We start from the raw sequence: 21467 nt of genomic DNA on the forward strand, positions 1-21467 counted from the left end.
TGTCCTTTAAATTCTTGTATCAACTTGCCTGTTAAATCCCACAACCGGGCTGTATTGTCCGATGATGCCGTAGCGATGTATTTGCCGTCGGGACTAAAACTGACACTCCCTACTCTATCTTGATGTCCTTTAAATTCTTGTATCAACTTGCCTGTTAAATCCCACAACCGGGCTGTATTGTCCGATGATGCCGTAGCGATGTATTTGCCGTCGGGACTAAAACTGACACTCCATACCGCACTTTGATGTCCTTTAAACCGATTTTTTTCTCGGATGTTGTCGAGAATCTGACTTAGAGCAATTTGGGGAGTAGATATCGGGTAATCTGTGAGAGAACGAACGTCTTTGACTGTAGCTTTAAGTTCTTTTCCAGTATTTACGGCTGAGATTAAAGCCTCTATTTTATTATTGCTAGACTCAAACTGTCTCAAAGCATCACTTGCCAATCGCTCTAATTCAGTCAATTTTTGTGCTGTTGCTAACAACTGTTCTGCTTTCTGCCGCGCCTCTGCTAATATCTGCTTTTCAGTTTCAGTCTGCTTGAGCTTTTGGCGTAATTCTAGTAATTCCGCACCGCGCTGTTTGCGGATAAAAGGCACTAAATAATCGTGGACAATTTGGTAACGTTCAATCGGAGTTGCTGGCACTTCTAACACCAATCCCGATTTAACGACAATCTCTAAAACTAACTTGAATTTTTCTGCCTCGCTTCCTAAATCTGCTGCTAATTCAACCAAAGTTTTCTGAGGACGAGTGTTGTTTTCATCCGTCAGCAAATACAAGACAAGTTCGGCAATGTCTTTATTCTCCTTGCCACAGTCGTCGATAACTTCTGCTAAAAATTCCTCAACCAGTTTGACCTTAGCCTGACTGCCAAGTTGCTGATATTCACTCAGTCGAGTAATCTGCTTTTTTTCCAGTTGCATTCCCACGACTTGAAGTTCGATCGGCCGTACTTCTCCCACTTCACCTGCTAAATCTGCTATCAGTGCGTTTGCCAAATCATCGTCCAAGTAAAATTGAGAGCCTTTTGTTAATGTTTGAACAATAGCTTTCGCATCTGAAATGGAGAAATTTCCCAAGTAATAGCAGAGTTTTTTCGTGAGAATGTCGTTATCAATTATTGATAAATTGGTGGCGCGATTGAACTCTAACAAGTAGAAAAGATAATCTTCCCGCAGCGACAGGATAATTTTGAGGTCGCTAATCCGATTTAAACATTCAGCCAGAAAATCATATAACTCTCGCCTACCATTGGGATCTCGATAAGCAAAGAAAAATTCCTCAAACTGGTCAAAGATTAATACAGTTAATAAATTACGGTCTTGATTCAGTTGCAACTGTTTTAAAATAGCTGTTGGGGTGTCGATAGCCTCTGACAAATTCACAGCTTTTAATTGTTCAATTCCTGCTTTCAAACACTCACCGCAATCCCTCACCCAATCATGATATGATTGCAATAAAATAGGCAATACGTCCCGCGCTTCAAAAGTTGTCAGTTGCAGTGCCGGAACTAACCATGCCTGAATTATCGAACTTTTTCCTACCCCAGATTGTCCGTGAACGATCGTCAGCTTGCAAGCAGGTGTACGTATCCGTTTACTTATCTCTTTAATATCGCGCGATCGCCCGGAAGCTGCTTCAATTTCCTCAACAATTTTAGCTTTTGACTTACCGGATTCTAAACCGATGTCAATTATTTGTTGCGGCGACTGCAAGCGGCTGGCACCAATAAAAGCTTGCAACCCATATTTGCTTTTAACTGCTTGTTGTTCGAGTTTGATATCAAAGGCTTTTAAATATTCGCCTTGCTCAAAATACAGAGTTCTCAACTCTTCTAAAATCCTCACATAAAGCTGCACATCATCTTGAGGCTGGGTAATTAGTTTCCCTTGTGTTAAAGTTTCTATAATCTCAAGAGGGGAAAAAACTGACTGACTCCCCCCCTTAGCAAGGGCGGGCTGCGGGGGGTTAACTGTCGAACAGGGGATAAGATTTCGCTGCCCTTTTGCCAAAAGTAGCAGATACAAACCAGTCTCTTTTTTATTTATTCCTGCTTGTTCCAAAACCGACAATGCTAATTTAGCCGATTCGCAAGCTTTTTCCCACTGAGATTGTTGCAGCGCCACCTCAGCCAAAAAGCCGTAATCTTCAGCTACTTGACTCGGAGTGCCGTAATTTTCGTGAATTTCTAAGGCTTTTTTAGCTAAATTTTCTAACTCTTCCCAAGCTTGTAAAAGTCGCAGCACTTCGCAGAGTTGGCTAATACATTTCGCAGCTAAATCATGTCGCTGTGCTTGCTCAAAACTCTCCAGAGATTGCTGTAAATACTTTCTAGCTTCTTGCCAATAATTGTGATTTCCTGCCCGCTGTAATTCAGCTTTGCGGTTGTAAGCTTGACCAATTTTCTGGCAGACAATTCCATGTCTTTCTAACTGGTGATTTTGCTGCCAAAATGTCAAACTTTGCTGATAATGTTCGAGTGATGAATCTATTTGATTTGTCTTAAATTCAACTAAACCGCGAATAAATTGCCAACTAGCTTGTAATTCCTGGTCTAATGCTGCATTTAGCAGGTCATGCTTCAGCGACTCAACTTCACAGTCATCTAATTTGAAATTCTCAACATCAGCAAAAGCTTGACTTGCTTGGTGTTGCAACAAATTCATCAAATCATCGGGCGGCATGGTAAACTGAATGGGAGGAGGAGCCCAAGACTTCAGATCGTTAGCCGATCGACTGAATTTAGACAGTACAGTATCCGTCACCCATAATATTAACGGAAAAGCAAAATCTTGTTTGAATTGGTCTCGCGCTCTATTAGCCCCCGCTAACAGGTCATCAATCGCCACCACCGATTCTATACCAACAACTATCAAAGCTTTCGGCGGTTGCTCTTGGACGGCATTGAGAATGGTTTGATAAAGTGTTTTAGTCGCAGGTTCGAGGGCTAATTCTTGATATTCAACAGTCGAGCGATCGCGCAGCTTTTCCAGCATAGCAGAACGCAAGCTAGCATAATTGCAGCGCACTATAGTTAAAGAAAACTTTCTTTGAAATCGGGCGATCGTCCGTACCAAAGTAGAGAGCGATCGCTCATTTTCTGAGGCAATATCTTCTGCTAGATTTGAGTTTATCATAATCTCACGAATTTTGCTGCTGCCACAGCTTAAATTTGTCAGTTTCCATCAACAGCGGATTCAAAGCAAACCAATTTCCTTGAGGGTCTGCATATTCAAAAACCCACAGGTTTCGCAGCAAATCTTGGTATTCTTTATCTCCGTTAATGCTTTGTTCTTTCACCACCTTAAACAGTAACTCCCACTCATCATTATCAATGCCGCGAATCAGAGTGTCGCGGGAACTGCGAATCACTGATTTCAACACATTTTGCGAAATAGGAGGGTCATCTTGCTGCAAGCAACCAAACAGCATCCCCATCAAGTTTCGCAGATGACCTCCGCTGACTCGGCACAATTCATCTAAAGTTTCAGGACTGTCAAAAACTTCGGTAATTAATGTAATATATTTCTCTGGCGACACATCAGGGAAAGCCCGCGACATCACCATGCGCCGCAGCAAATTCATCCCCTCAACACATTCGCTGCCGTCTCTATTCTTTACTGGTACCATCGGCAAAACTTTCGGGTCAACTCCCCCTCCCAATCGATTTTTCAAAATTTCACTTTCATTGCCAAAAATCAATCCCAGCGGCAGGGTATAAACTAAATGGCAATTCAGTTGCCGCAACTGATCGCCCCGGTCAATAAAGATATATTCTGGCAACAGTCGCCCCGCTGCATTGGGTCGAGAAACTATCCTGTCTAAGTTGTCAACTATCACCACCAATCCTTTTTTACCCCGCTGCTTTAGCTGATTAATTGCTACATCAATAATTTCTTGATTAATCAGTTCTAACATTTTATTAGCTTGCGGTTCCATGTACTGTCTCAGTTTAGATCGCAAGTCGGGATTGCTTTTGGTTTTGGCAGTTATTTTGGCGATGCCTAAAGGCAGAGAGACTTCCAGATTTCCGTCTGTATTGCCCTTATATTTGCTACCAAAAAGTTCTCCTTCAGCTTCTAAGGTCACAGGGGTTTGTAAAAAATCCCAACTATTTTTTAAGAATTCTTTAAAACGCTGGGGCTGCAAGGAAATTTTGCCCTCTTCCAAACTTTGGGTGACTCGCCGGGCGATCGCTAACATGATATCTGTCAAATCGAGATCCATTTCATCGAGGTCTTGTGTTGACTCGAAGTAAACTACATGAAACCCCTCATCTGTCAACTCTTTTTCCAGCCGCGACAATTCAGTAGACTTGCCACAACCAATATGTCCGGTAAACAATTGGCAAGTCGGTTTATCTCGTGCCAGACGGGTAATTGTCCGTTTGAGTATGTTAATAACTTTTCCGCCGCGCACCTCAGCAAAATCAATGTAGTAGCGCTGATCTTCGGCATTGCCCAACATCAGGGAGTGACTGGGGTTGCAGGCGTCGCAGAATCGATCGAAATCTAGGTTCATAAAATTTTCTAAATTAGTTTTTGTAGTTATTGTAGGGTGGGTCAGGGCTGAATGTTATTACCAGAGACAAAACAATTTTCCCGCTAAGCAGCCTACGGTTAGTTAGCTGACCACCCATACGTCGAAGACTATTAGTGTGAACCGGGATGCTGTTTCCAATATTGGTAGGCGGCATAGGCCAAGGTGACAGCGCCGGTGACGATCGCAGATTCATCGACCTCAAATTGCGGGTGATGGAGGGGATAGTTCGGTTTGTCAGTCAGTCCCACTCCTAAGCGAAACATGGTTCCCGGTGCGTGTTCTAAGTACATCGAAAAATCTTCCGCCCCGAGGGATGGTTCTGGTAAAATCTGGACGCGCGATCGACCTAAAGCTTCTAAAGCCGCAGTTTCGACTAATTGGGTGAGTTTTGGGTCGTTTTGGACTCCGGGCACGCCGCGCTTGTAGGTGAGTTCGTACTTAGCGCCGTAAGTCCCGCAAACGCTAGAAACAATTTGTTCGATCCAAGCCGGCAGGTTTTCGTGGGTTTCCGGATGGAGCGATCGCACGGTTCCCAATAATTTTACTCGATCGGCAATCACGTTCGGCGCTCGTCCGCCGTTAATTTGCCCGATCGTCAAAACCAGCGGCCTCAAAGGATTTTGCGTGCGGCTAATTGCCTGCTGCAAAGTGGTAATTATCTGAGAAGCAATCCAAATTGCGTCGATCGCCTCGTGGGGACGCGCACCGTGGCCGGATTCGCCCATCACAATCAATTCTATGTCATCTGCCGCCGCCGTCAGGGCCCCGTGGCGGATACCGATGCAACCGCCGGGAATCGTCGGGAAAACGTGCACTCCGAGGATGCCGTCAACATCTTGCATCGCCCCGTCTTTAATCATCCATTGAGCACCTTGGGCAATCTCTTCTGCAGGCTGAAACAAGAAGCGGACGTGACCGGGCAATTTTTCCCCTAGCTGAGACAATATCATTGCTGCGCCCAAACCGACCGTGGTGTGGATGTCGTGGCCGCAGGCGTGCATGACTCCCTCGTTGCGGGAGGCAAATTCTAAGTTAGTGCGTTCTTGAATCGGCAAAGCGTCCATATCGGTGCGAATTGCCAGCCAGCGGGACTCGCTGCTGTGGCCTTTGAGTTCGCCGAGCACTCCTGTTTTGCCGATTCCTTCGATCGCGCGGACTCCGCTGGAAGCCAGAACTCCGGCTACGTAGGCGGCGGTTTGATATTCTTGACCGCTGAGTTCGGGGTGGGAGTGGATGTGGCGGCGAATTTCGATTAAGCGGGGTGCTAGGGTGGCGGCTAATTCTTTGATGCGGGGAAGCATGAATTTAGTTGGGGAGTGCGGTACAAGCTGTAGTCAACTAGGTTAACGCATATGTTTGGGGGTGAACAGGGTTATAAGGGACAAAAGTGCGATCGGGCTTTTAGATAGCAATCCTATTTTGTTTGTAAATAAGATTTTTTTTCTAACCGCAGAGGGCGCAGAGAAAAGAGAGAGAATAGAGGCATAAACCGGGAACAAAATTCAATATCCTAGGTTCAAACCTGATTTTTATTTGATAATCTCTGGTTGTGATATCATCAAACAGGAAACTTATTAAAATTATTTCCTATGATTACTTTTGGATGGTGGAATGTGATTATTATAATTACAGTCGCTTCGTTTCTCAAACTTAATTGGCGATTAGATAGCGAAAAAGCAGCATGGCAAGATTCTTTATTTTTAAAAGATCCTTCTATCGAAAGGTTGACTCAGTTTTTTCGTCAACCTATCGTTAACTTTATTTTGCAAGCAGTTATTGTATTAGTTCTCACCCGATTTCTCTGTTATACCGGTTGGTTGGTTTACAATCTGACTAATCGGCCCGATCCGCCTTACTGGGATTTTAAGTGGTTTTATGTAGCGAGTAGATTAACCCATCAGCATTTGAGTCCCTTTAATGTCGGGGTGTTTAACCTCGGTTTCTGTAGCATCACAAAAGTGTGTGGGTTTATTCCATCTTTTGTTTATCCACCTAATATCATTCCTCCGCTGTGGTTTTTGGGCTATTTCCCCATGAAGACTGCATTCACAATCTGGACTTGGCTGCATCTTATTGCCACAGGTTGTGTTTTATGGGGAGCGAATATCTTGTTGGTGTCGCACTCACGAGCTTTTAGGGCTATTTGTAGTATATCAGTTGCATTCCTCTACGGTTTTGTCTTCGATCTTCAAGTGGGCAATGTGGCAAGTTTTATTGCCGTTCTGCTGTTATGGATGTTTATATATGCTAGAAAGAATCAGGAGGTAATTGCAGGAGTTTTATTAGGAATTGCCCTTTTTAAACCAACTTTAGTTATATTGTTTATTCCTTATTTTTTAATCAAAAGACGGTTTCAGCTAGTTTTTATGTCTCTAGTGACGGTAACTTTTTTGGCAGTTATAGGTCTAGCTGTAACCGGCAATTCCTTAACAGGATTTATACAGGATGCGACTCGTGGATTTCCACTCTGGCTCAATGATCCATCGAATAATGCTTATATTTCTATGAGTCGCCTTGATTTAAGGGTTATGGGACCGAGATTTTTCCCCGATAGTCCCTTCGTGGCGAAGCTATTTTCTGACTTGATTATTCTGGTGCTAGTTGGTTTAGTGAGTTGGTATTTTTACAAAAAACAATCTCGCAATGCTTGGTCAAAAAAAGTTGACTTATCTGAAATGGTGCTAATTTCCACTTTGAGTATTGCTATCAACTATTCTCAGCCCACCAGTTCTGTGATGTTAGCACCGGCGGTGGTTTTTTTGCTGAATGATTTATGTTTTCAGATTAAAAATTGTGCCTTCTCTAGGCAAAGAATGTCGGTTTGGTTATTGGCGGCGGGCTGTGTCATGGTGCAAACCGCTGTGATTCATGGCGGGCTGTTGGTGTTTCTAGGAAAGCGGTGGAACTGGAAGGGGGGGGAATTGCCTTATTTGTTTAAAGTAACTATTTTTTCACTACCGAATTATGCGATTTTAGGCCTTACGTTAAGTGTTTTAGTCTTAGCAATTACCTCTCTTAGTCAAAAACAGGTTGCTGAATTTGACCCTTTGGATCGGGTTTCGGGTTAGAGGAAAAACAAAACCGGATCAAAATATTTGTAGAAGAGCCAAAGAATATCTCTAAAAGGGAATGCCTAGTAGTCCACTCTCATCACTTTCGTCTGTCAGTCTAAGTCTTACAAAAGAATCAAAATTAAAATCTTTTGCAAACTCGGAGTATGGAACCCTATCTGAATTTAAAGTACAGATATATTGAAAGCCACATTTTCTAGATTCTCTATCGGCCAATTCAAGAGCAAATCTCACTTGTCTCTCATCAACACCATCAAAAATGGTACTGTCATGAATTAATATACGTGGTGAAGGATCGCGTTCAGACCAAAGCTGTGCCAGCATTAAGTCATAACAAAATATTTTCATGTTATCGATACCTTCGCTGCCATCACGGCTAATCTCTACATTGAACTGAAAACCATTGTCGCCTACATTAATAATTAACCTTCCTGGGGCATCGTAAAGAAACCGAGAGTTTGTATTGAATAGATCTCTAGCTTTTTCTGCTTGAACACGTCGTTCTTGATAGTCACGACGTGCGCGTTGTAGTAAGCGTTCTTTTTCAATCTTTAAAGCACTTTTTCCTTCTTCAAACTTATTTAATTCTTCTATGCGTTTATTAATTTCATTTAGATTAGATACAATTTCTAGATAAAGTTCTTGGAGTCTTGTGTACTCTTCTAAAGCACCATGTGTTTGTAGCACTTCCAATAAAGAAGCACGTTGTTCGGTTTTTTCACGTATGAGAAGTTCTCTAGATGATACATCTCTCCTGAGACGCTCAATTTCAGTCGATAGAAAATCGCGACGATTTTCGATAAGTCTACGATGAAAGATTTCTACTTCTTCCAATCTTCTAACTACCAAACCCGGGAGTTCAATACCGACACTTTCGTATATATGAGTTACATCATCTGGGGAGGGTTCATTTTCTGCTTCCAGGCTAGATTGATAAAATTCTAATATTTTTTTATTGGCAATATTATTATTAGTGGCTTCATGAATTTCCGCAGTCAACCGATTAGCATTAGCCTCTAGTTCGTGGTATTGAGAAGCTACGCGAAAATTACTTAAGGTTTGTTTTCTCTCGCGTAACTGTGACTCGACTTGAACTTTTAAAGCTTCGAGTTCACCTAGAGAACCAAATATGCCAATTGCAACTCCTGTATCTGTGTCTTTTTTGAGTTTTTTTATATCATCTAGTAATTTTTTTTGATCTTTTAAAAGTTGTAAATCTCTCGCATCTTCCCAAGCCAAACCTAGTAAAAAAGCATTATTAACTTGCTTCTCCCAATCAAACTGCTTTCTGTGATGTTCAAAGGGAGTAGAAAAGGCGTCTCGTCCACGGCGGATAAAATAAGAAATTAGACCTCTAAACGTAGGTTGGAATTTTTTATCTTCATTATTATCACTTGGCAAACCAAACCAAAGGTTTCCTAGTATTGCCTTCCATTGTATCAGGCTCAGAACTCTTTGCCCTTCTTTTTCTTTTGGCTGAATTGGCCAGGAAGTAGTATCTCCTTCAATTACTACCTTTGACTTGTCAGCAGTATTTCTAGTTACTGTAATAACTTGATCAGAAAGTGTCAACTCTAGGCTAAATGCCCAACCTCGTAAATTTCTAGAATCCAGTCCTTTAGCTTTTTGTAATGTAGAGCCTAAGCAAAAGTGAATTATTTCAATTAGAGTTGATTTACCTAAACCATTACGAGAGTCTTTGCTCCCAGACTCTTCTGTACGATCGGCCAATACTACATTAAAGCCGGGCCTAAACTCGACAGTTTTAAATGAAGTATGATTACAACGAATAGCACGAATCATCGACGACTCCTACGAAGTATTCCTGCATCCATTTCAATTGCTCCAATAGCGTATAGGATATCCAGAGTCAAAACAAACCGTTCAAAGGTTGCGACTTCCGGTATTGTCGAAACAGCACTCCAAAGTGACGAGACTGTACGTGGATCGTGCAAGTGTTCTATTATTTTAGCACCTACCCCCAACAGCGATTTACCGGTAGAGATGTGTTTTGTCGGTAAAATCCTTGAGTAGTTATAGCTAGAAGCTGTCTCTGTAGATAGAGTCATCTTTCAAACACCTCGCACTTTTCAAAAAGATAGTAAAGAACTGCTAAGCCTGCTGCTTTTAGATCGTAGTCTGAGCTACCATTGCAAGAAAATGTATGTAAGGCATTAAATAGCTCATTTCCCTCTAATCCTGTTGCTCGGAGTCTTTGATACTCCCTTACAAATCCTGCTTTTAGCTTTTCTGGAAAGTCAGGTATTAGATTAACCATGTACTCGACAAAACTGCTAACCATCCTGGCTTGGATTACTCCTGTCATGAGTCTTGATTGAGCATCTCTATTAAGTTGATTCTTCAACATTTTTTCTACTGGGGGAAGAACGAAGAAGTTAGGCTCAGAAGGTATAGGCATACAAATAATTCCCAGTGTTACTAGATCCAATTCTTTGAAAGTAATATTTGTCATTGCGCTAACAAGAGAAGCTTGCTCTTGTGGACTTGGCTCTAGGGAAGATGATTCGTTTTCATGATCAGTAATCCTACTTTTTACTTCCTTGATTTCCTTTTTGAATTTTCTTTTTTGCTTGGGGTCTTCAGCCAAACGCAAATCCTCTTCTAATTCCTTCAGTAGTGTTAATTCCGCTTTTATATTTTCTTCTAAATCCTGCTTACGTTGATGGTGCGGTTCCACTATTTACCCTCCTATAAGCCGCGCCCTAAATTGTTTCAAAGCTTCTTTGAGATTTATCCCTGTACCTAGTTCTAATTCACCTTCATAGTCCAAGATAAAAGGAATAATAGGCACCGCAACCTTTAATCTATGCTTAAAATCCATTTGAGGTGCATTAATCACTTCGGCGATCTCTTCCTGACTAACAGGTAGAGTAACGCCGCGTTGTTGTAATATAATTAAACCCTCCTGGATAATCGGTAAAATTTTCTGCATTTCTGCATCTGACACTTGGTTAGCTTCTATTGCATCTAACAAAGCAGAAATGGTAGTCACTTGAGATTCATTCAACTGATTTGTGATTGCAGAAATAATATTTTTTTCACCCGCCTCATAATGGGCTAGTAATCCCTGTCGCAGGTGGTTAATGTTTCCATAAATAGCTTTCTGCCCAGCATATAATCGGTCTAATCCGTTGTTCATCTGTTGTAACTGGATAGCTACGCTCTGCATTTTTACAGTTGGTTCACCAGTTATCTGCTGATGCAGTCGATCGTATTCCTGCTGATGGCAATTCGCTGATTCCCTTAATTCCTCAATTGCTCGATTATATTTACTCTTGCGACGCGGATCATCTTCATAACGTAACTCATCTTCGTAGTTTTTGAGTAAAGCGGAATCTAGTTTAATATTGTCTTCCAAGTCTTTCAGTCGCCGGGTAAGGTTGGATTGGTCCATTGGATCAGCCTTTTGCTTTTACAAAAAAGATTTGTAAATAATGTAGCACTTAACGCACGTGTTCGGATCTGCGATCGCACCCATACGCTCAGAAACCGTGTTTTTCAACTAGAATAAAGGACTAGAACCAAGTAGTTTCCTAAAAAACCGGTTTCAAGTGATTCCTGTGCAATTCACACGCAAACTTCGTGACCCCAATCCGCCGACATCTACCTGCAACTAATCAAAAAACACCACTGCCCCAAATCCACAGAAGGCACACCCCGCACCCTCACGGAACTCAAAATTTACTGGCAACTCCTAGACTGGGACTTTCCACCCCATCCTCATTTTCTACGAAGACCCCACATCCGCCGCCGCCCAAGGTTTTAGCCCAACATTCCTCAATGCCCTCAGCCGCTTCGACGGTACTATCTGTCTCATCACCGACACACCTCATCCACCCCTGCAAACCTTCTCCCCCATGACCCCGATTTACTTCAAACTGTCGTAAACTGGCTCAAACGACTTCATCTAGAGTCCTAAGTTATGACAGTCGGGAGTTACGCATCAAAACCAAAGAAACCGGGTTTTTCACTTTAGTTAAAGGTCGGGATGCAGTATTCTCGAAAAAAAACCCGGTTTCTGACTACCCGCAAACCAAAGAAACCGGGTTTTTAGTCGGTTCTGTCGCTGTAACGCAGTATTCTCGAAAAAAACCCGGTTTCTAGCCACCCATGCGTCGAGCACTATTAAAGCCATCCTCAATCCAAAAATTTGAGATAAAATATCGACAAGCCCTAAACATAACGAACAATGACTCTAGCCAACTATCAACTTTCCCTAAACTTTGAGCAAATTTTAGCCCTAGTCAAACAACTGCCCTATCCCGAAAAATTGCAGTTAAGCCAAGAGCTTGAAAAAGAAGTATTAAACAGTAAATTAACAGCTCTTTTGGAGTCATTTATAACCGATAAGCTTTCTTTAGAAACTATCACCCAAGAAGTAGAAGCAGTCCGAAGCGAAATTCATGCCAGAAAAACCAGCCATTAAAGTAATTAACTATGATTCCAAACAATATTCATTAATTGTCAGGCCGGAAGCGCAAGCAATTGAGCGATCGCACCCTCTGAATAGTTTCAAAATCGCGATCGTTATGAACTAGAATAAGTTGGTGTTCGATCGCGAGTTGGGCAATGCAGCAGTCAATACTACTTCTAACCGTTAACCCCTGTCGTTGCAAATCGTAGTAAATCCGAGCAGCCGCTACCCAAGTATTAGGCGTAGACTCGATGTAGTCTTGTTCTTGGAGATAAGTTTCTAATAGTGTCCACTCCCGTTCATCTCGGCAACCTTGCAAAAGTTCCATCTGAGTAAATCGGTTCAAAAAAATACTTTCATCATTAATTATTGCTTCCAGGGATTGGCGTACTACACCTGTCGTGTCGCGGAAAACGCTGATCCAGACTGAGGTATCAATCAGAAACATTTCGGTTTTCCCGCAAAGCTTTGTAGTCGTAGTCAGTCGAAAATTGAATTTGTCCGCTTAAATCGAGTAAGTTCCGCTTTTTACGGGTGCGAATTAATTCTTGCAAAGCAAAGTCAATCAATTCTTTTTCTGTTTTGAAATTGGTTAAGCGAAAGGCTTCTTTAACCAATTCTTCGTTAAGTTCAACGGTGGTTGTCATGGTTAATGGTGGATTTCATTCTCTCATTCATTATGGCATAGCCACACCCAATCCTTAACCTAGCCCAACTTCCCCAAATCCTGGTTTCCCCAACTCACCGAAACCAACCTCAACCAAACTCTCCAACTCCTCTGCATCAACGACACCAAACTCGAACTACCCAGATTCCCGACTTCTTTAAGAAGTCAGGAATTTACAAATAGTTAAATTGTCAAGGTATTTTACATACTTATGACTTGGGCGTATAAGTTGATCGCACTTGCAACTCCTTCAACTGCTTCTCATCCACCCCAGCCGGCGCATTCGTCAGCAAACAACCCGCCTGCTGCGTCTTCGGAAACGCAATCACATCGCGAATCGATTCCTCACCAGCCAACAGCATCACCAACCGATCCAAACCGTAAGCAATACCTCCGTGGGGCGGAGTTCCATACTCAAACGCATCCAACAAAAAGCCAAACTTATTGTAAGCTTCCTCAGTCGATAAGCCGATCGCCTCAAACACCTTTTCCTGAACTTCCCGTTGATAAATCCGCAGAGAACCACCGCCCACTTCTGTGCCGTTTAACACCAAGTCGTAAGCTTGAGCTCTCGCAGTTTTCAAATCATTAATATCGTCAGGATGCGGCGCAGTAAACGGGTGATGCAATGCTTCCAAACGCTTCTCGTCAGCGTTCCATTCAAACATCGGGAAATCTGTCACCCACAGCAGATTCATCTTGTTTTTATCAATCAATCCCAATTCGTTACCCACGAACAAACGCAATCTATCCAAAGTCTTATTGACTGTTGTCGCGTCAGCCGCAGCGAATAACAACAAATGACCTGGTTGCGCGCCGGTGCGATCGAGCAATTCCTGTTTTTGTGCTTCCGTCAAATTATCCTTAATAGCGCCGATCGTATCAATTTCGCCGTTATCCCGCACCCGAATGTAAGCCAATCCCTTCGCACCGGCTTCGCTGGCTTCCTTAAACAAATCGCCGCCCGGTTTAATCCGCACATTAGAAATCGCATCATTCCCGCCCGGAATCGGCAAAACTTTCACAATTCCGCCTGCAGCAACCGCCCCGGAAAATACCTTAAATCCCGAATCTTTCATCAAATCGGAAACATCGACTAATTCCATACCGAAGCGAGTATCCGGTTTGTCGCTACCGTAGCGATCCATTGCTTCCGCGTAAGTCAAGCGCGGAAAAGGACGAGGCAATTCTACGCCTTTGACACTTTGGAAAATCTGGGAGACTAAACCTTCGTTTAATTCGAGAATTTCTTCTAAAGACATGAAACTCATTTCCATGTCTAATTGTGTGAATTCCGGCTGTCTGTCCGCGCGCAAATCTTCATCGCGGAAACAGCGGGCAATTTGATAATATCTGTCCAAACCAGAAACCATTAACAATTGTTTGAACAATTGTGGCGACTGCGGCAAAGCGTACCATTCGCCCAAATTGACGCGGCTGGGCACTAAATAATCTCTCGCACCTTCAGGAGTCGATCGAGTTAAAATCGGTGTTTCAACTTCAATAAAACCTCCCACATCTTCCAGGTGGCGGCGCATAGCTTTGACAACTTGGTGGCGAAGCTGCAAATTGCGACTCATACGATCGCGCCGCAAGTCCAAATAGCGATATTTCAGGCGCAAATCTTCCCGCACGCTTTCATTTTCCGCCGTCGCCACCTGAAACGGTAACTGTTTGCGAACCGCATTTAACAACTCAATTTCGTCAGCATAAATTTCCACCTCACCCGTAGGCAATTTCGGGTTGAGGGACTCTTCGGGGCGGCTGGTGACTCGCCCAGTAATTTTAACCACGTATTCGCTGCGTAAAGCCTCAGCCCCGTGATAGGAATCGGGGGTGCGTTCAGGATCGCTGACAATTTGCACGATACCCGATCGATCGCGCACATCCAGAAAAATCACCCCGCCATGATCGCGGCGGCGATCCACCCAGCCGTAAAGGGTGACAGTCTCTCCGATGTGTTTGCTTCGCAGTTCGCCGCAGTAGTAACTTCTCATAATTGGGGGTTGTGGACTAAAAATAAAGCTTTTTAATTATGCAGTATGCCTGAAACTTCTGCTGAATGCAAATGCACGCACGATCGCCATTAGCTTTGGAATTAATTCCAAAGCTAACTACCCTAACAACCCGCTGGGAGTTCACAACCCCCGGCTGGCCCTTCTACGAATCCCCGTGATCGCTGTGAGACTTGTCAAAAAACGCCGTCAGCGCGGTCCATGCAGACTTAGCAGCATCCGTCAAGCGAGTGCCGATCGACTCAATTTGCTTCACAATAACGTGCCAATTCTTTTCAGCTTCCGTGTGAATGTGGTCAACAGCTTGTTCGATGCGATCGCGTTCGATCAATTTATTTTGTTCCACCGCTTCTCGCGCTTGTCGCACTGCTTTCAAATAAGCTTCGCGACTGACTTCGCCGGCCTCTTGCACCTGCGCTTGCGCCCGCGTTTTAATCGCATCTACCACCAGCCAATTTTTGTCAGCTTCTTTTTTAATCAGCCTGACTGCTTCTGTGACTCTCTCGTGGGCGAGATCCTTATTTTCTTCGATCGCCCCGGAGGCCTTATTCACAGCTTTTAAATAAGCTTCGCGGGTGAGTTCGCCCGCTGCTTGCACTTCGGCGGCCGCGCGTTTTTTAATTGCTTCAAACAGCGCCGCAGTTTCTGCGATCGCCTCATCAGTCGCGTCGGGCATCTCTTTTTTGACGATCGCCGTCGTTTCGAGAGTTGCCTCTAAAATTGGTTCCTCGGTTACTTTTGGATCTGTCATATCAATCTTCTCCTCTGGTAGTAAACATTTTCAAAAAATCTCACAGTCCCTGGATGCAGACTTTGTAGGTGTAGCGCCAGAACGAATTGTGGTCTTTTATACAGACTTTGTACGTATAGCGCCAGAAGGAATTCTGGCATTTAATAAGAACTAGGCAATTCTTCTTCCAGCTATATCAACTTTTGCATCCGCGCTTACCTAGTTGGAATGATCTCAGTTCTCTTACATTATATCTACCAAAGTTGCTCTCATGTGTAGGATACCGCCAACTTTTAGGTACGGTTTAGCGCACTTAAATTTGTGATAAGTCTCTATACCTAAAAAAACACACACAAATAAACTTGGTTTCTCACCCCAATAAAACTGGTAAATTTAAGAGTTTCAATTTTCCAACTGCAAATCTTCGCTCTCGTCCTTATATAACAAGTGGTGACATCTTTGAGCCTGCAGTAAAGATTGAGGAAATTCGTACTGAGATAAGAGGATATCTTCGAGCGCAACTTTCATTTGATTGGCGCAGATATGTGGTGGGACTTTGCCCATTCCCGTACCCATGCCGGGAATAGCGATAGTTTCAATGATATGTTTGACTGGCGTTCCGTCTGGGACTGTGCCAAATTTTACGAGAGTTAAAATAGCGCGGGTTGCTAGATAGACATTTACTGTCTCTCTTAAAACTGTGGGAACTCGCCTTATTGGGGCAGCTATTAAATAGGGAATTTCATCATGATCGGTGTCTACAACTTCTGCTAGTCCTACTAAGAGTTCCCCGTGATGGCGAGTTTGAATTAGTTTGTGCAGGCGTTCTTGAACGTGACCTCCAAAATATTCCAAAATTTCTAAATCTAAGCCCTCATCCATGAAACCAAAACTATTCCCCGAACTAACAATAGCATCGCATTTCACATCAAATATTGAGCCACGGTGTATCTTTACATTTTCCATATTGCCGCAAGTGCTTTCCCACGCTCTAACTAAATCATCGTCTACGGCGACTAGCACAATTTGCATAAATACTCTCTATATACTTTAATTACGAACAGCCAGAGCGATCGCCAATTTAATCATACAATACTTTACAGGAGCGCAGTAAATCTAAAATTCCTCTCAATGCCAGGCTAATCTAAAATCGCTGTATGCTGCAAGACCCGAATCTCCGCCACCCGATCGCAATTAGTTTAGGTGCCGTTGCCGGCGCTTTGAGCCGGTATTATATCACCTTGTGGTTTGCCAATCGTTTCGGGACGGCTTTTCCCTACGGAACTTTTTTTATTAACATTACGGGTTGCTTGGCTATGGGATTTTTTATGACTATCGCTTTTGAAAAGGTGGCGACTATTCCGTCGGAAGTACGGTTAATGGTAGCAACGGGCTTTTTGGGAGCTTATACTACTTTTTCAACTTACGGTTTAGAGACGAATGTCTTGTGGCGCGATCAATCTTACAGCATCGCCACTTTTTACTGGGCAGGCAGTGCAATACTAGGAGTAATTGCAGTTCAGTTAGGCATCATTTTAGCGCGAGTGGGCAAATAAATAAAAAAATCGGTTGGTGCAAATAATACCCGTTAAAAAAAATAATGCAACTGTAGGCAAACTCTCCACCCATACAGCATCAGTCAGTCGATTTTAGCTCAGGATTGTGGACAATACCTACCACATCTTTTTATCACACCCTTAACCTAATACAGGGAGAGCTTTTAACGAGGTTGCTACCCTGTCAGGTTTAGGTGTGATGATGTGTACTGCATCGTATTTTCCGGCTGAGGGTCTAAAGTCTTCAAGCTGTTTCCCTATCTTGTTTTCAGTTTACTCTTTCTCGGTTGAACTCACGTTTAATAAATAATGCTTATGGTGCTTCCTCTCGCTGTTCTCAAAAGAACGGTTGAGGATTTAAACAGCGTTTCGTGCGTTTATGCTCGTACATGAGTTTGTCAGCCTTTGCCAGCAAGTGTTCTAATAAAATTTCATTATTTAAATCCCCAAACTCGACACCAAGACTTATTGATATATAAGCTCGCTCGGACTGTTGATTAAAACGATCTATATTTTCTTGGAGCCGAGAATGGAAATTAGTAGATGAATCACCCGAAAAGTTAGGAATAAATAAAGCAAATTCATCTCCTCCCAGTCGAGCCACAATATCCGCCTCACGAAAGGTTTGCTTCAATATTTGAGCGGCATCAACGATTACTCTGTCTCCCATTTCGTGTCCTAAAGTGTCGTTAATCTTTTTCAAACCATCTAAGTCAGCAAACAAAATAAAATAGGATGTTTGGGTGCGTCGAGCAATTTTTAGTTGTTGATTTGCTAGTAAAAAGAAGCCTCGTCGGTTATATAATCCAGTTAATTCATCTGTCACGGATAGCTGTCTTACTTCTGCTTCTGCCCTCAGACGTTCTTGGATTTCGTGTTCTAAACGTTGATTTTGTTCGAGTAGTTGTTGGCGTTGCTGTTGGATGAGTAATTGATTTTTTACTCGCATCAGAACTTCCTGCTCTTGAAAGGGTTTGGTAATATAGTCTACACAACCCAGTTCAAAGGCTTGAACCTTGTTTTCCAGTCGTTCGAGCGCACTGATAAAAATAATCGGGATCTGAGCACTCGCTTCCGATGCTTTTAACTTTTGGCACACTTCGTACCCATTCATCTCCGGCATATTGATGTCAAGTAAAATCAGAGCAGGTGGGTCGCGATGAACACCTTGGAGTGCCATTCTGCCGTTGAGGGCTTTACGGACAATATAGCCCTGTGACTCTAGAATTTTGGCTAACAAGCGCAAATTGTCTGGCGTATCATCCACGATGAGAATATTCGTTTCGGCCGCAAGTTTGAATAGATTTGTCATCGTCTTATTCCTAAATCTGGGTGAGAGTTGCGATCGCTTCAAGCTGAAAGTTATCGACCAGAGATGTCATCGCCTCGATGAAATGTTGTTTCTCCTTGGGAATTTGAGCGATAAGTTCATAAAGCTTATTATCACTAAGATCAAGTGCTGCTTCATGAACTTCTGCAATCCACTGGGTGGGCATGGTTTTCAAGTCTGGAGTAAGTATCTGTGGTGGCGAAGCTGATGAGTCTGGCGAAACTTTTTCGGCGTAGCAGTAGCGCACACCCAAGTGATGAGCTATTTTGTTGAAAAGTGTGTCTTCAGTAAACGGCTTGGCAATGTAGTCATCGCAACCGACTTGCAGGCTGGCGATACGATCGTCTTCAAAAGCATAGGCAGTGAGGGCAATGATGCGTGTAATTTGCCTGTTGTCCTCTGACATTTGCCCTGAGTTATCTGCTGATGACCCATGACTAATGACTAATGACTCTTGTGCTCGAATCTGTCTCGTCGCTTCATAACCATCCATGACAGGCATTTGAATGTCCATCAAAATCAGGTCAGGGTGCCATGTTTGCCAACGAGCGATCGCCTCTACCCCATTTTCCACCGCACACACATCAAACCCAACTGACTCCAGCAGCGTCACCAGCAGTTGCCGATTTTCTGGAACGTCTTCTACTACTAGAATTCGGTAGATAGCTTGCCCAGGTTCGATCCCGATAATCCGATCGCTAATTTCAGGTTCCTCTAAATCAACGGACTCTGGTAGTTCCAAAACGACTTGGCAGGTAAAAGTCGAGCCTCGATTCAGGGTGCTTCGCACGGTGATATCGCCTCCCATCAGACGCGCAAACTCACGACTGATAGACAATCCTAAACCTGTTCCTCGATCGTGACGACCGCGATTGGTTTGCCTGAAAGCCTCAAAAATTGATTCTAAATCTGAGGGAGAAATACCAGATCCGGTATCCTCAACTTCGAGACACAGGGTAATAGTTGGTTTAATATCGGGTCGATTATTGGCGCGATCGCCAATTGTACCGGATGCCATATCATCTGATGAAAAAGCTCGTCCGCGCAGGGCTATGCTTCCTGTTGTTGTAAATTTGAGCGCGTTCCCCAGCAGATTAATCAAGATTTGGCGAAGTTTTGCTTGATCACCACAGACATAACGGGGGACAGTAGCATCCCACTCGCTGCTCAGATGTAACCCTTTCTCAGGCGCTTTGATGGTGAACATTTCATTAATAGAACCTAGCAGTCGATGCAGATTAAAACAGCTTTTACTCAATACCAATTGCCCTGCTTCAATCCTAGACATTTGCAAAACATCGTCAATCAATGTCAGCAGGTGTTCTCCACTACGGGTAATGATCCCTAAATGCTCTTGAAATTCTTCTGGGATATAGGGGCTGCGGTTCATAAGCTGGGTAAATCCCAGAATGGCGTTGAGTGGCGTTCTGAGTTCGTGGCTCATGTTGGCAAGGAACTGGCTTTTGGCACGGTTGGCTATAGCTGCCCTTTCAGCAGCGTGTTCTAGGGCAGTTTGCGAAAATTCTAACACCGCCAGCATGAGGATATGTCTCATTTCGGCGGCAGCTTCTAACTCTGCAATCTGCCACGGATAAGACATCTCCCGCACTGTCTCTTGCCACAGTTCAAAGGATTGGCGGGGACACAGGTGCATTTTTCCAATTTCGTCGATCGACACAGCATCGTGTGGATTACCTGCCCAGTTTATGGTTTGAATTTGTTCGGGTCGGAACCAAAGGATATGGTATGACTTTTGTTTGGCGTAGGATAGGAAGATTGAGATTGCTAAAACACCGCTAGCTCGTTCTTTGAATTGCTTGGCTTGGGGATACAACTGAGACAAAGAAGCTGTTGCAAACACTCGTTCTTTGTTCTGTTGCAGCAACCACTGCACGAGTTCGTCAACCTCAGTTTCTGATGGTGTTTTACCCACCAATGTCAGACGACCATCGAGCAGAATTGCGGCTCCCTGAGCATGAACTAAATCTAGCAATTGAGAAGCATTTTCTGTCAATACCTGTTGGATAAAATTAGAATCTCGCCGGAATGCCTGCTGAAGTTGATCCTGAATAGTTTTCGCCTGCGATCGGTAAACGTTCAATTCTCGCTCTTGCTGATGCACCAGTTCGATCGAGGCAAATTGTCCTAAAAACTCACAGGTTTTGCGAGTTTCGTAATCTACCAATCGCGGGCTGTAATGGTGACAGGCAATTAATCCCCAAAGGCGCCGATCGTCAATTAACGAAATCGTCAGTGTCCCAGCAACTCCCATATTCTGCAAATATTCAATGTGGTAGGGAGATACTCCCCTTAACACACAAGCACTTAAATCCTGGGGTGTATTGGTTAGGGGATGGTTGGTGGGAATTAGGCGGGCCGGGGTGTAATTGATATTGGGAATTTGGCGCACCCAATTGCTGTAAAACAATTTGCGGGCGGGTACGGGAATATCGATCGCCGGGTAATGCAATCCCAGGTAGCTTTCTAGATAGCTTTCTTTCTCTTCAGCAATCACCACCCCATGGTCATCAGCTTCAAAGCGATAAATCATCACGCGATCGAACCCGGTGATGGCTTTTACTTCTCTAGCAATGGTTTGAGCTAAATCAGAAATACCGATCGCACTGCGAAAGTTGAGGATAACTGTTTGCAGACGCTGATAAAAATCGATTGAATGATTATTTTCAAGAGTCAATTGGGGTTCTAGTTCCAGAATTAACTCATCTGCTAGCTGATGCAGTGTGCTTCTAAATGTTTGAATTTTGCCGTCTTTGAGAGGTATTTTTATATCAAAAATATTATGAATGTTGAGTTGTTCTTGATTTAGATACCTGACAATTTCTTGTACTTGCTCGTGACCCAATAACCCTGGCAATGGCTGACCTAGCAATTCTTCGGCAGAAATGCCAAAAAACTGTTCTACATTTTCGCTAGCTTGTAAAATATTGAGGCTGTTTCCTTGCAGCAATAAAACGATTCCGTGGGGCTGAATATGACCGGGAGCATACACTGATTCTTCACTACATTCCTCTAAACTTGTTAAAGTGAAAGAAGTGATTTGGGAGAAGTTGGTAATTTTATGAGGCATTTTAGAGCAGGAATTTTCAATAAAATTTAA

The 21467-nt window shown here is 43.3% G+C and carries 19 protein-coding genes; 5 read left to right on the forward strand and 14 right to left on the reverse strand.

Features of this window, described 5'->3' with window-relative positions; genetic code table 11:
- From QUA04_RS03010 to QUA04_RS03020, 3 genes are all read right to left on the reverse strand, one after another.
- Positions 1–3140 (reverse strand): nSTAND1 domain-containing NTPase (locus tag QUA04_RS03010; protein ID WP_445242277.1); only part of this gene is annotated, 3140 nt, incomplete at its 3' end.
- 4 nt (positions 3141–3144) lie between these two features.
- The gene (locus QUA04_RS03015) at positions 3145–4524 is read right to left on the reverse strand and encodes an ATP-binding protein (protein ID WP_333253628.1); all 1380 of its coding nucleotides are present in this window, start codon (positions 4522–4524) and stop codon (positions 3145–3147) included.
- A gap of 131 nt (positions 4525–4655) precedes the next feature.
- Positions 4656–5846: a M20 family metallopeptidase gene (locus tag QUA04_RS03020; RefSeq protein WP_333253629.1), complete on the reverse strand. Its 1191-nt coding sequence runs from the start codon at positions 5844–5846 to the stop codon at positions 4656–4658.
- 624 nt (positions 5847–6470) lie between these two features.
- On the opposite strand from QUA04_RS03020, the gene QUA04_RS03025 reads away from it, so the two are divergent.
- Positions 6471–7613: a glycosyltransferase family 87 protein gene (locus QUA04_RS03025; RefSeq protein ID WP_333253630.1), complete on the forward strand. Its 1143-nt coding sequence runs from the start codon at positions 6471–6473 to the stop codon at positions 7611–7613.
- Positions 7614–7664: 51 nt separating this feature from the next.
- On the opposite strand, the gene QUA04_RS03030 is transcribed toward QUA04_RS03025, so the two are convergent.
- Genes QUA04_RS03030 through QUA04_RS03045 form a run of 4 tightly spaced genes read right to left on the reverse strand, consistent with a single transcriptional unit; the run spans position 7665 to position 11031 of the window.
- Positions 7665–9419: an ABC-three component system protein gene (locus QUA04_RS03030; protein WP_333253633.1), complete on the reverse strand. Its 1755-nt coding sequence runs from the start codon at positions 9417–9419 to the stop codon at positions 7665–7667.
- Positions 9416–9685, reverse strand: coding sequence for an ABC-three component system middle component 6 (locus QUA04_RS03035; protein ID WP_333162435.1), 270 nt, complete (start codon positions 9683–9685; stop codon positions 9416–9418). Before QUA04_RS03035 ends, QUA04_RS03030 begins: the two co-directional genes overlap by 4 nt.
- On the reverse strand, positions 9682–10314 hold the full coding sequence (locus QUA04_RS03040; RefSeq protein ID WP_333253637.1) for a hypothetical protein: 633 nt from the start codon (positions 10312–10314) through the stop codon (positions 9682–9684). Before QUA04_RS03040 ends, QUA04_RS03035 begins: the two co-directional genes overlap by 4 nt.
- A gap of 3 nt (positions 10315–10317) precedes the next feature.
- The gene (locus QUA04_RS03045; protein ID WP_333253639.1) at positions 10318–11031 is read right to left on the reverse strand and encodes a hypothetical protein; all 714 of its coding nucleotides are present in this window, start codon (positions 11029–11031) and stop codon (positions 10318–10320) included.
- 222 nt (positions 11032–11253) lie between these two features.
- Between QUA04_RS03045 and QUA04_RS29855 the strand changes: the two genes are divergently transcribed.
- From QUA04_RS29855 to vap15, 3 genes are all read left to right on the forward strand, one after another.
- Positions 11254–11403, forward strand: coding sequence for a hypothetical protein (locus QUA04_RS29855; RefSeq protein WP_445242279.1), 150 nt, complete (start codon positions 11254–11256; stop codon positions 11401–11403).
- Positions 11360–11524 (forward strand): NACHT C-terminal alpha/beta 1 domain-containing protein, encoded by a 165-nt coding sequence (locus QUA04_RS29860; protein WP_445242280.1) that lies wholly within the window; start codon positions 11360–11362, stop codon positions 11522–11524. The genes QUA04_RS29855 and QUA04_RS29860 overlap by 44 nt, the downstream gene beginning before the upstream one ends.
- A 302-nt stretch (positions 11525–11826) precedes the next feature.
- The gene (vap15, locus tag QUA04_RS03055; RefSeq protein WP_333253644.1) at positions 11827–12063 is read left to right on the forward strand and encodes a type II toxin-antitoxin system VapB15 family antitoxin; all 237 of its coding nucleotides are present in this window, start codon (positions 11827–11829) and stop codon (positions 12061–12063) included.
- Between the two features lie 31 nt (positions 12064–12094).
- Here vap15 and vapC read toward each other — a convergent pair whose 3' ends face one another.
- The 5 genes from vapC to QUA04_RS03080 all read right to left on the reverse strand — a co-directional run bounded on the left by vapC (position 12095) and on the right by QUA04_RS03080 (position 16495).
- Positions 12095–12499: a type II toxin-antitoxin system VapC family toxin gene (gene vapC, locus QUA04_RS03060; RefSeq protein WP_333253648.1), complete on the reverse strand. Its 405-nt coding sequence runs from the start codon at positions 12497–12499 to the stop codon at positions 12095–12097.
- The gene (locus tag QUA04_RS03065; protein WP_006633402.1) at positions 12486–12698 is read right to left on the reverse strand and encodes a type II toxin-antitoxin system VapB family antitoxin; all 213 of its coding nucleotides are present in this window, start codon (positions 12696–12698) and stop codon (positions 12486–12488) included. The genes vapC and QUA04_RS03065 overlap by 14 nt, the downstream gene beginning before the upstream one ends.
- Before the next feature lie 229 nt (positions 12699–12927).
- The gene (gene aspS, locus QUA04_RS03070; RefSeq protein WP_333253650.1) at positions 12928–14715 is read right to left on the reverse strand and encodes an aspartate--tRNA ligase; all 1788 of its coding nucleotides are present in this window, start codon (positions 14713–14715) and stop codon (positions 12928–12930) included.
- 163 nt (positions 14716–14878) lie between these two features.
- Positions 14879–15484 (reverse strand): hypothetical protein, encoded by a 606-nt coding sequence (locus tag QUA04_RS03075; protein WP_333253653.1) that lies wholly within the window; start codon positions 15482–15484, stop codon positions 14879–14881.
- Between the two features lie 381 nt (positions 15485–15865).
- Positions 15866–16495, reverse strand: a complete 630-nt coding sequence (locus QUA04_RS03080; protein WP_333253655.1) for a macro domain-containing protein — start codon at positions 16493–16495, stop codon at positions 15866–15868.
- A gap of 125 nt (positions 16496–16620) precedes the next feature.
- Between QUA04_RS03080 and crcB the strand changes: the two genes are divergently transcribed.
- Positions 16621–17019, forward strand: a complete 399-nt coding sequence (gene crcB, locus QUA04_RS03085) for a fluoride efflux transporter CrcB (RefSeq protein ID WP_333253657.1) — start codon at positions 16621–16623, stop codon at positions 17017–17019.
- A gap of 337 nt (positions 17020–17356) precedes the next feature.
- Here crcB and QUA04_RS03090 read toward each other — a convergent pair whose 3' ends face one another.
- Together QUA04_RS03090 and QUA04_RS03095 are read right to left on the reverse strand one after the other, a co-directional pair.
- Positions 17357–18331, reverse strand: coding sequence for a diguanylate cyclase (locus tag QUA04_RS03090; protein WP_333253660.1), 975 nt, complete (start codon positions 18329–18331; stop codon positions 17357–17359).
- 10 nt (positions 18332–18341) lie between these two features.
- Positions 18342–21437, reverse strand: coding sequence for a response regulator (locus tag QUA04_RS03095; RefSeq protein WP_333253662.1), 3096 nt, complete (start codon positions 21435–21437; stop codon positions 18342–18344).
- Positions 21438–21467 lie beyond the last annotated feature (30 nt).

It is taken from the genome of Microcoleus sp. S13_C5 (assembly GCF_036700845.1).
GTDB lineage: Bacteria > Cyanobacteriota > Cyanobacteriia > Cyanobacteriales > Microcoleaceae > Microcoleus.

Coding starts and splice junctions, on each gene's coding strand:
- QUA04_RS03095 (WP_333253662.1), bottom strand. CDS start 21,437: ATGCCTCATAAAATTACCAACTTCTCCCAAATCACTTCTTTCACTTTA.
- QUA04_RS03065 (WP_006633402.1), bottom strand. CDS start 12,698: ATGACAACCACCGTTGAACTTAACGAAGAATTGGTTAAAGAAGCCTTT.
- QUA04_RS03045 (WP_333253639.1), bottom strand. CDS start 11,031: ATGGACCAATCCAACCTTACCCGGCGACTGAAAGACTTGGAAGACAAT.
- QUA04_RS03080 (WP_333253655.1), bottom strand. CDS start 16,495: ATGCAAATTGTGCTAGTCGCCGTAGACGATGATTTAGTTAGAGCGTGG.
- QUA04_RS03020 (WP_333253629.1), bottom strand. CDS start 5,846: ATGCTTCCCCGCATCAAAGAATTAGCCGCCACCCTAGCACCCCGCTTA.
- vap15 (WP_333253644.1), top strand. CDS start 11,827: ATGACTCTAGCCAACTATCAACTTTCCCTAAACTTTGAGCAAATTTTA.
- QUA04_RS03075 (WP_333253653.1), bottom strand. CDS start 15,484: ATGACAGATCCAAAAGTAACCGAGGAACCAATTTTAGAGGCAACTCTC.
- QUA04_RS03090 (WP_333253660.1), bottom strand. CDS start 18,331: ATGACAAATCTATTCAAACTTGCGGCCGAAACGAATATTCTCATCGTG.
- QUA04_RS03035 (WP_333162435.1), bottom strand. CDS start 9,685: ATGACTCTATCTACAGAGACAGCTTCTAGCTATAACTACTCAAGGATT.
- vapC (WP_333253648.1), bottom strand. CDS start 12,499: ATGTTTCTGATTGATACCTCAGTCTGGATCAGCGTTTTCCGCGACACG.
- QUA04_RS03030 (WP_333253633.1), bottom strand. CDS start 9,419: ATGATTCGTGCTATTCGTTGTAATCATACTTCATTTAAAACTGTCGAG.
- QUA04_RS03015 (WP_333253628.1), bottom strand. CDS start 4,524: ATGAACCTAGATTTCGATCGATTCTGCGACGCCTGCAACCCCAGTCAC.
- aspS (WP_333253650.1), bottom strand. CDS start 14,715: ATGAGAAGTTACTACTGCGGCGAACTGCGAAGCAAACACATCGGAGAG.
- crcB (WP_333253657.1), top strand. CDS start 16,621: ATGCTGCAAGACCCGAATCTCCGCCACCCGATCGCAATTAGTTTAGGT.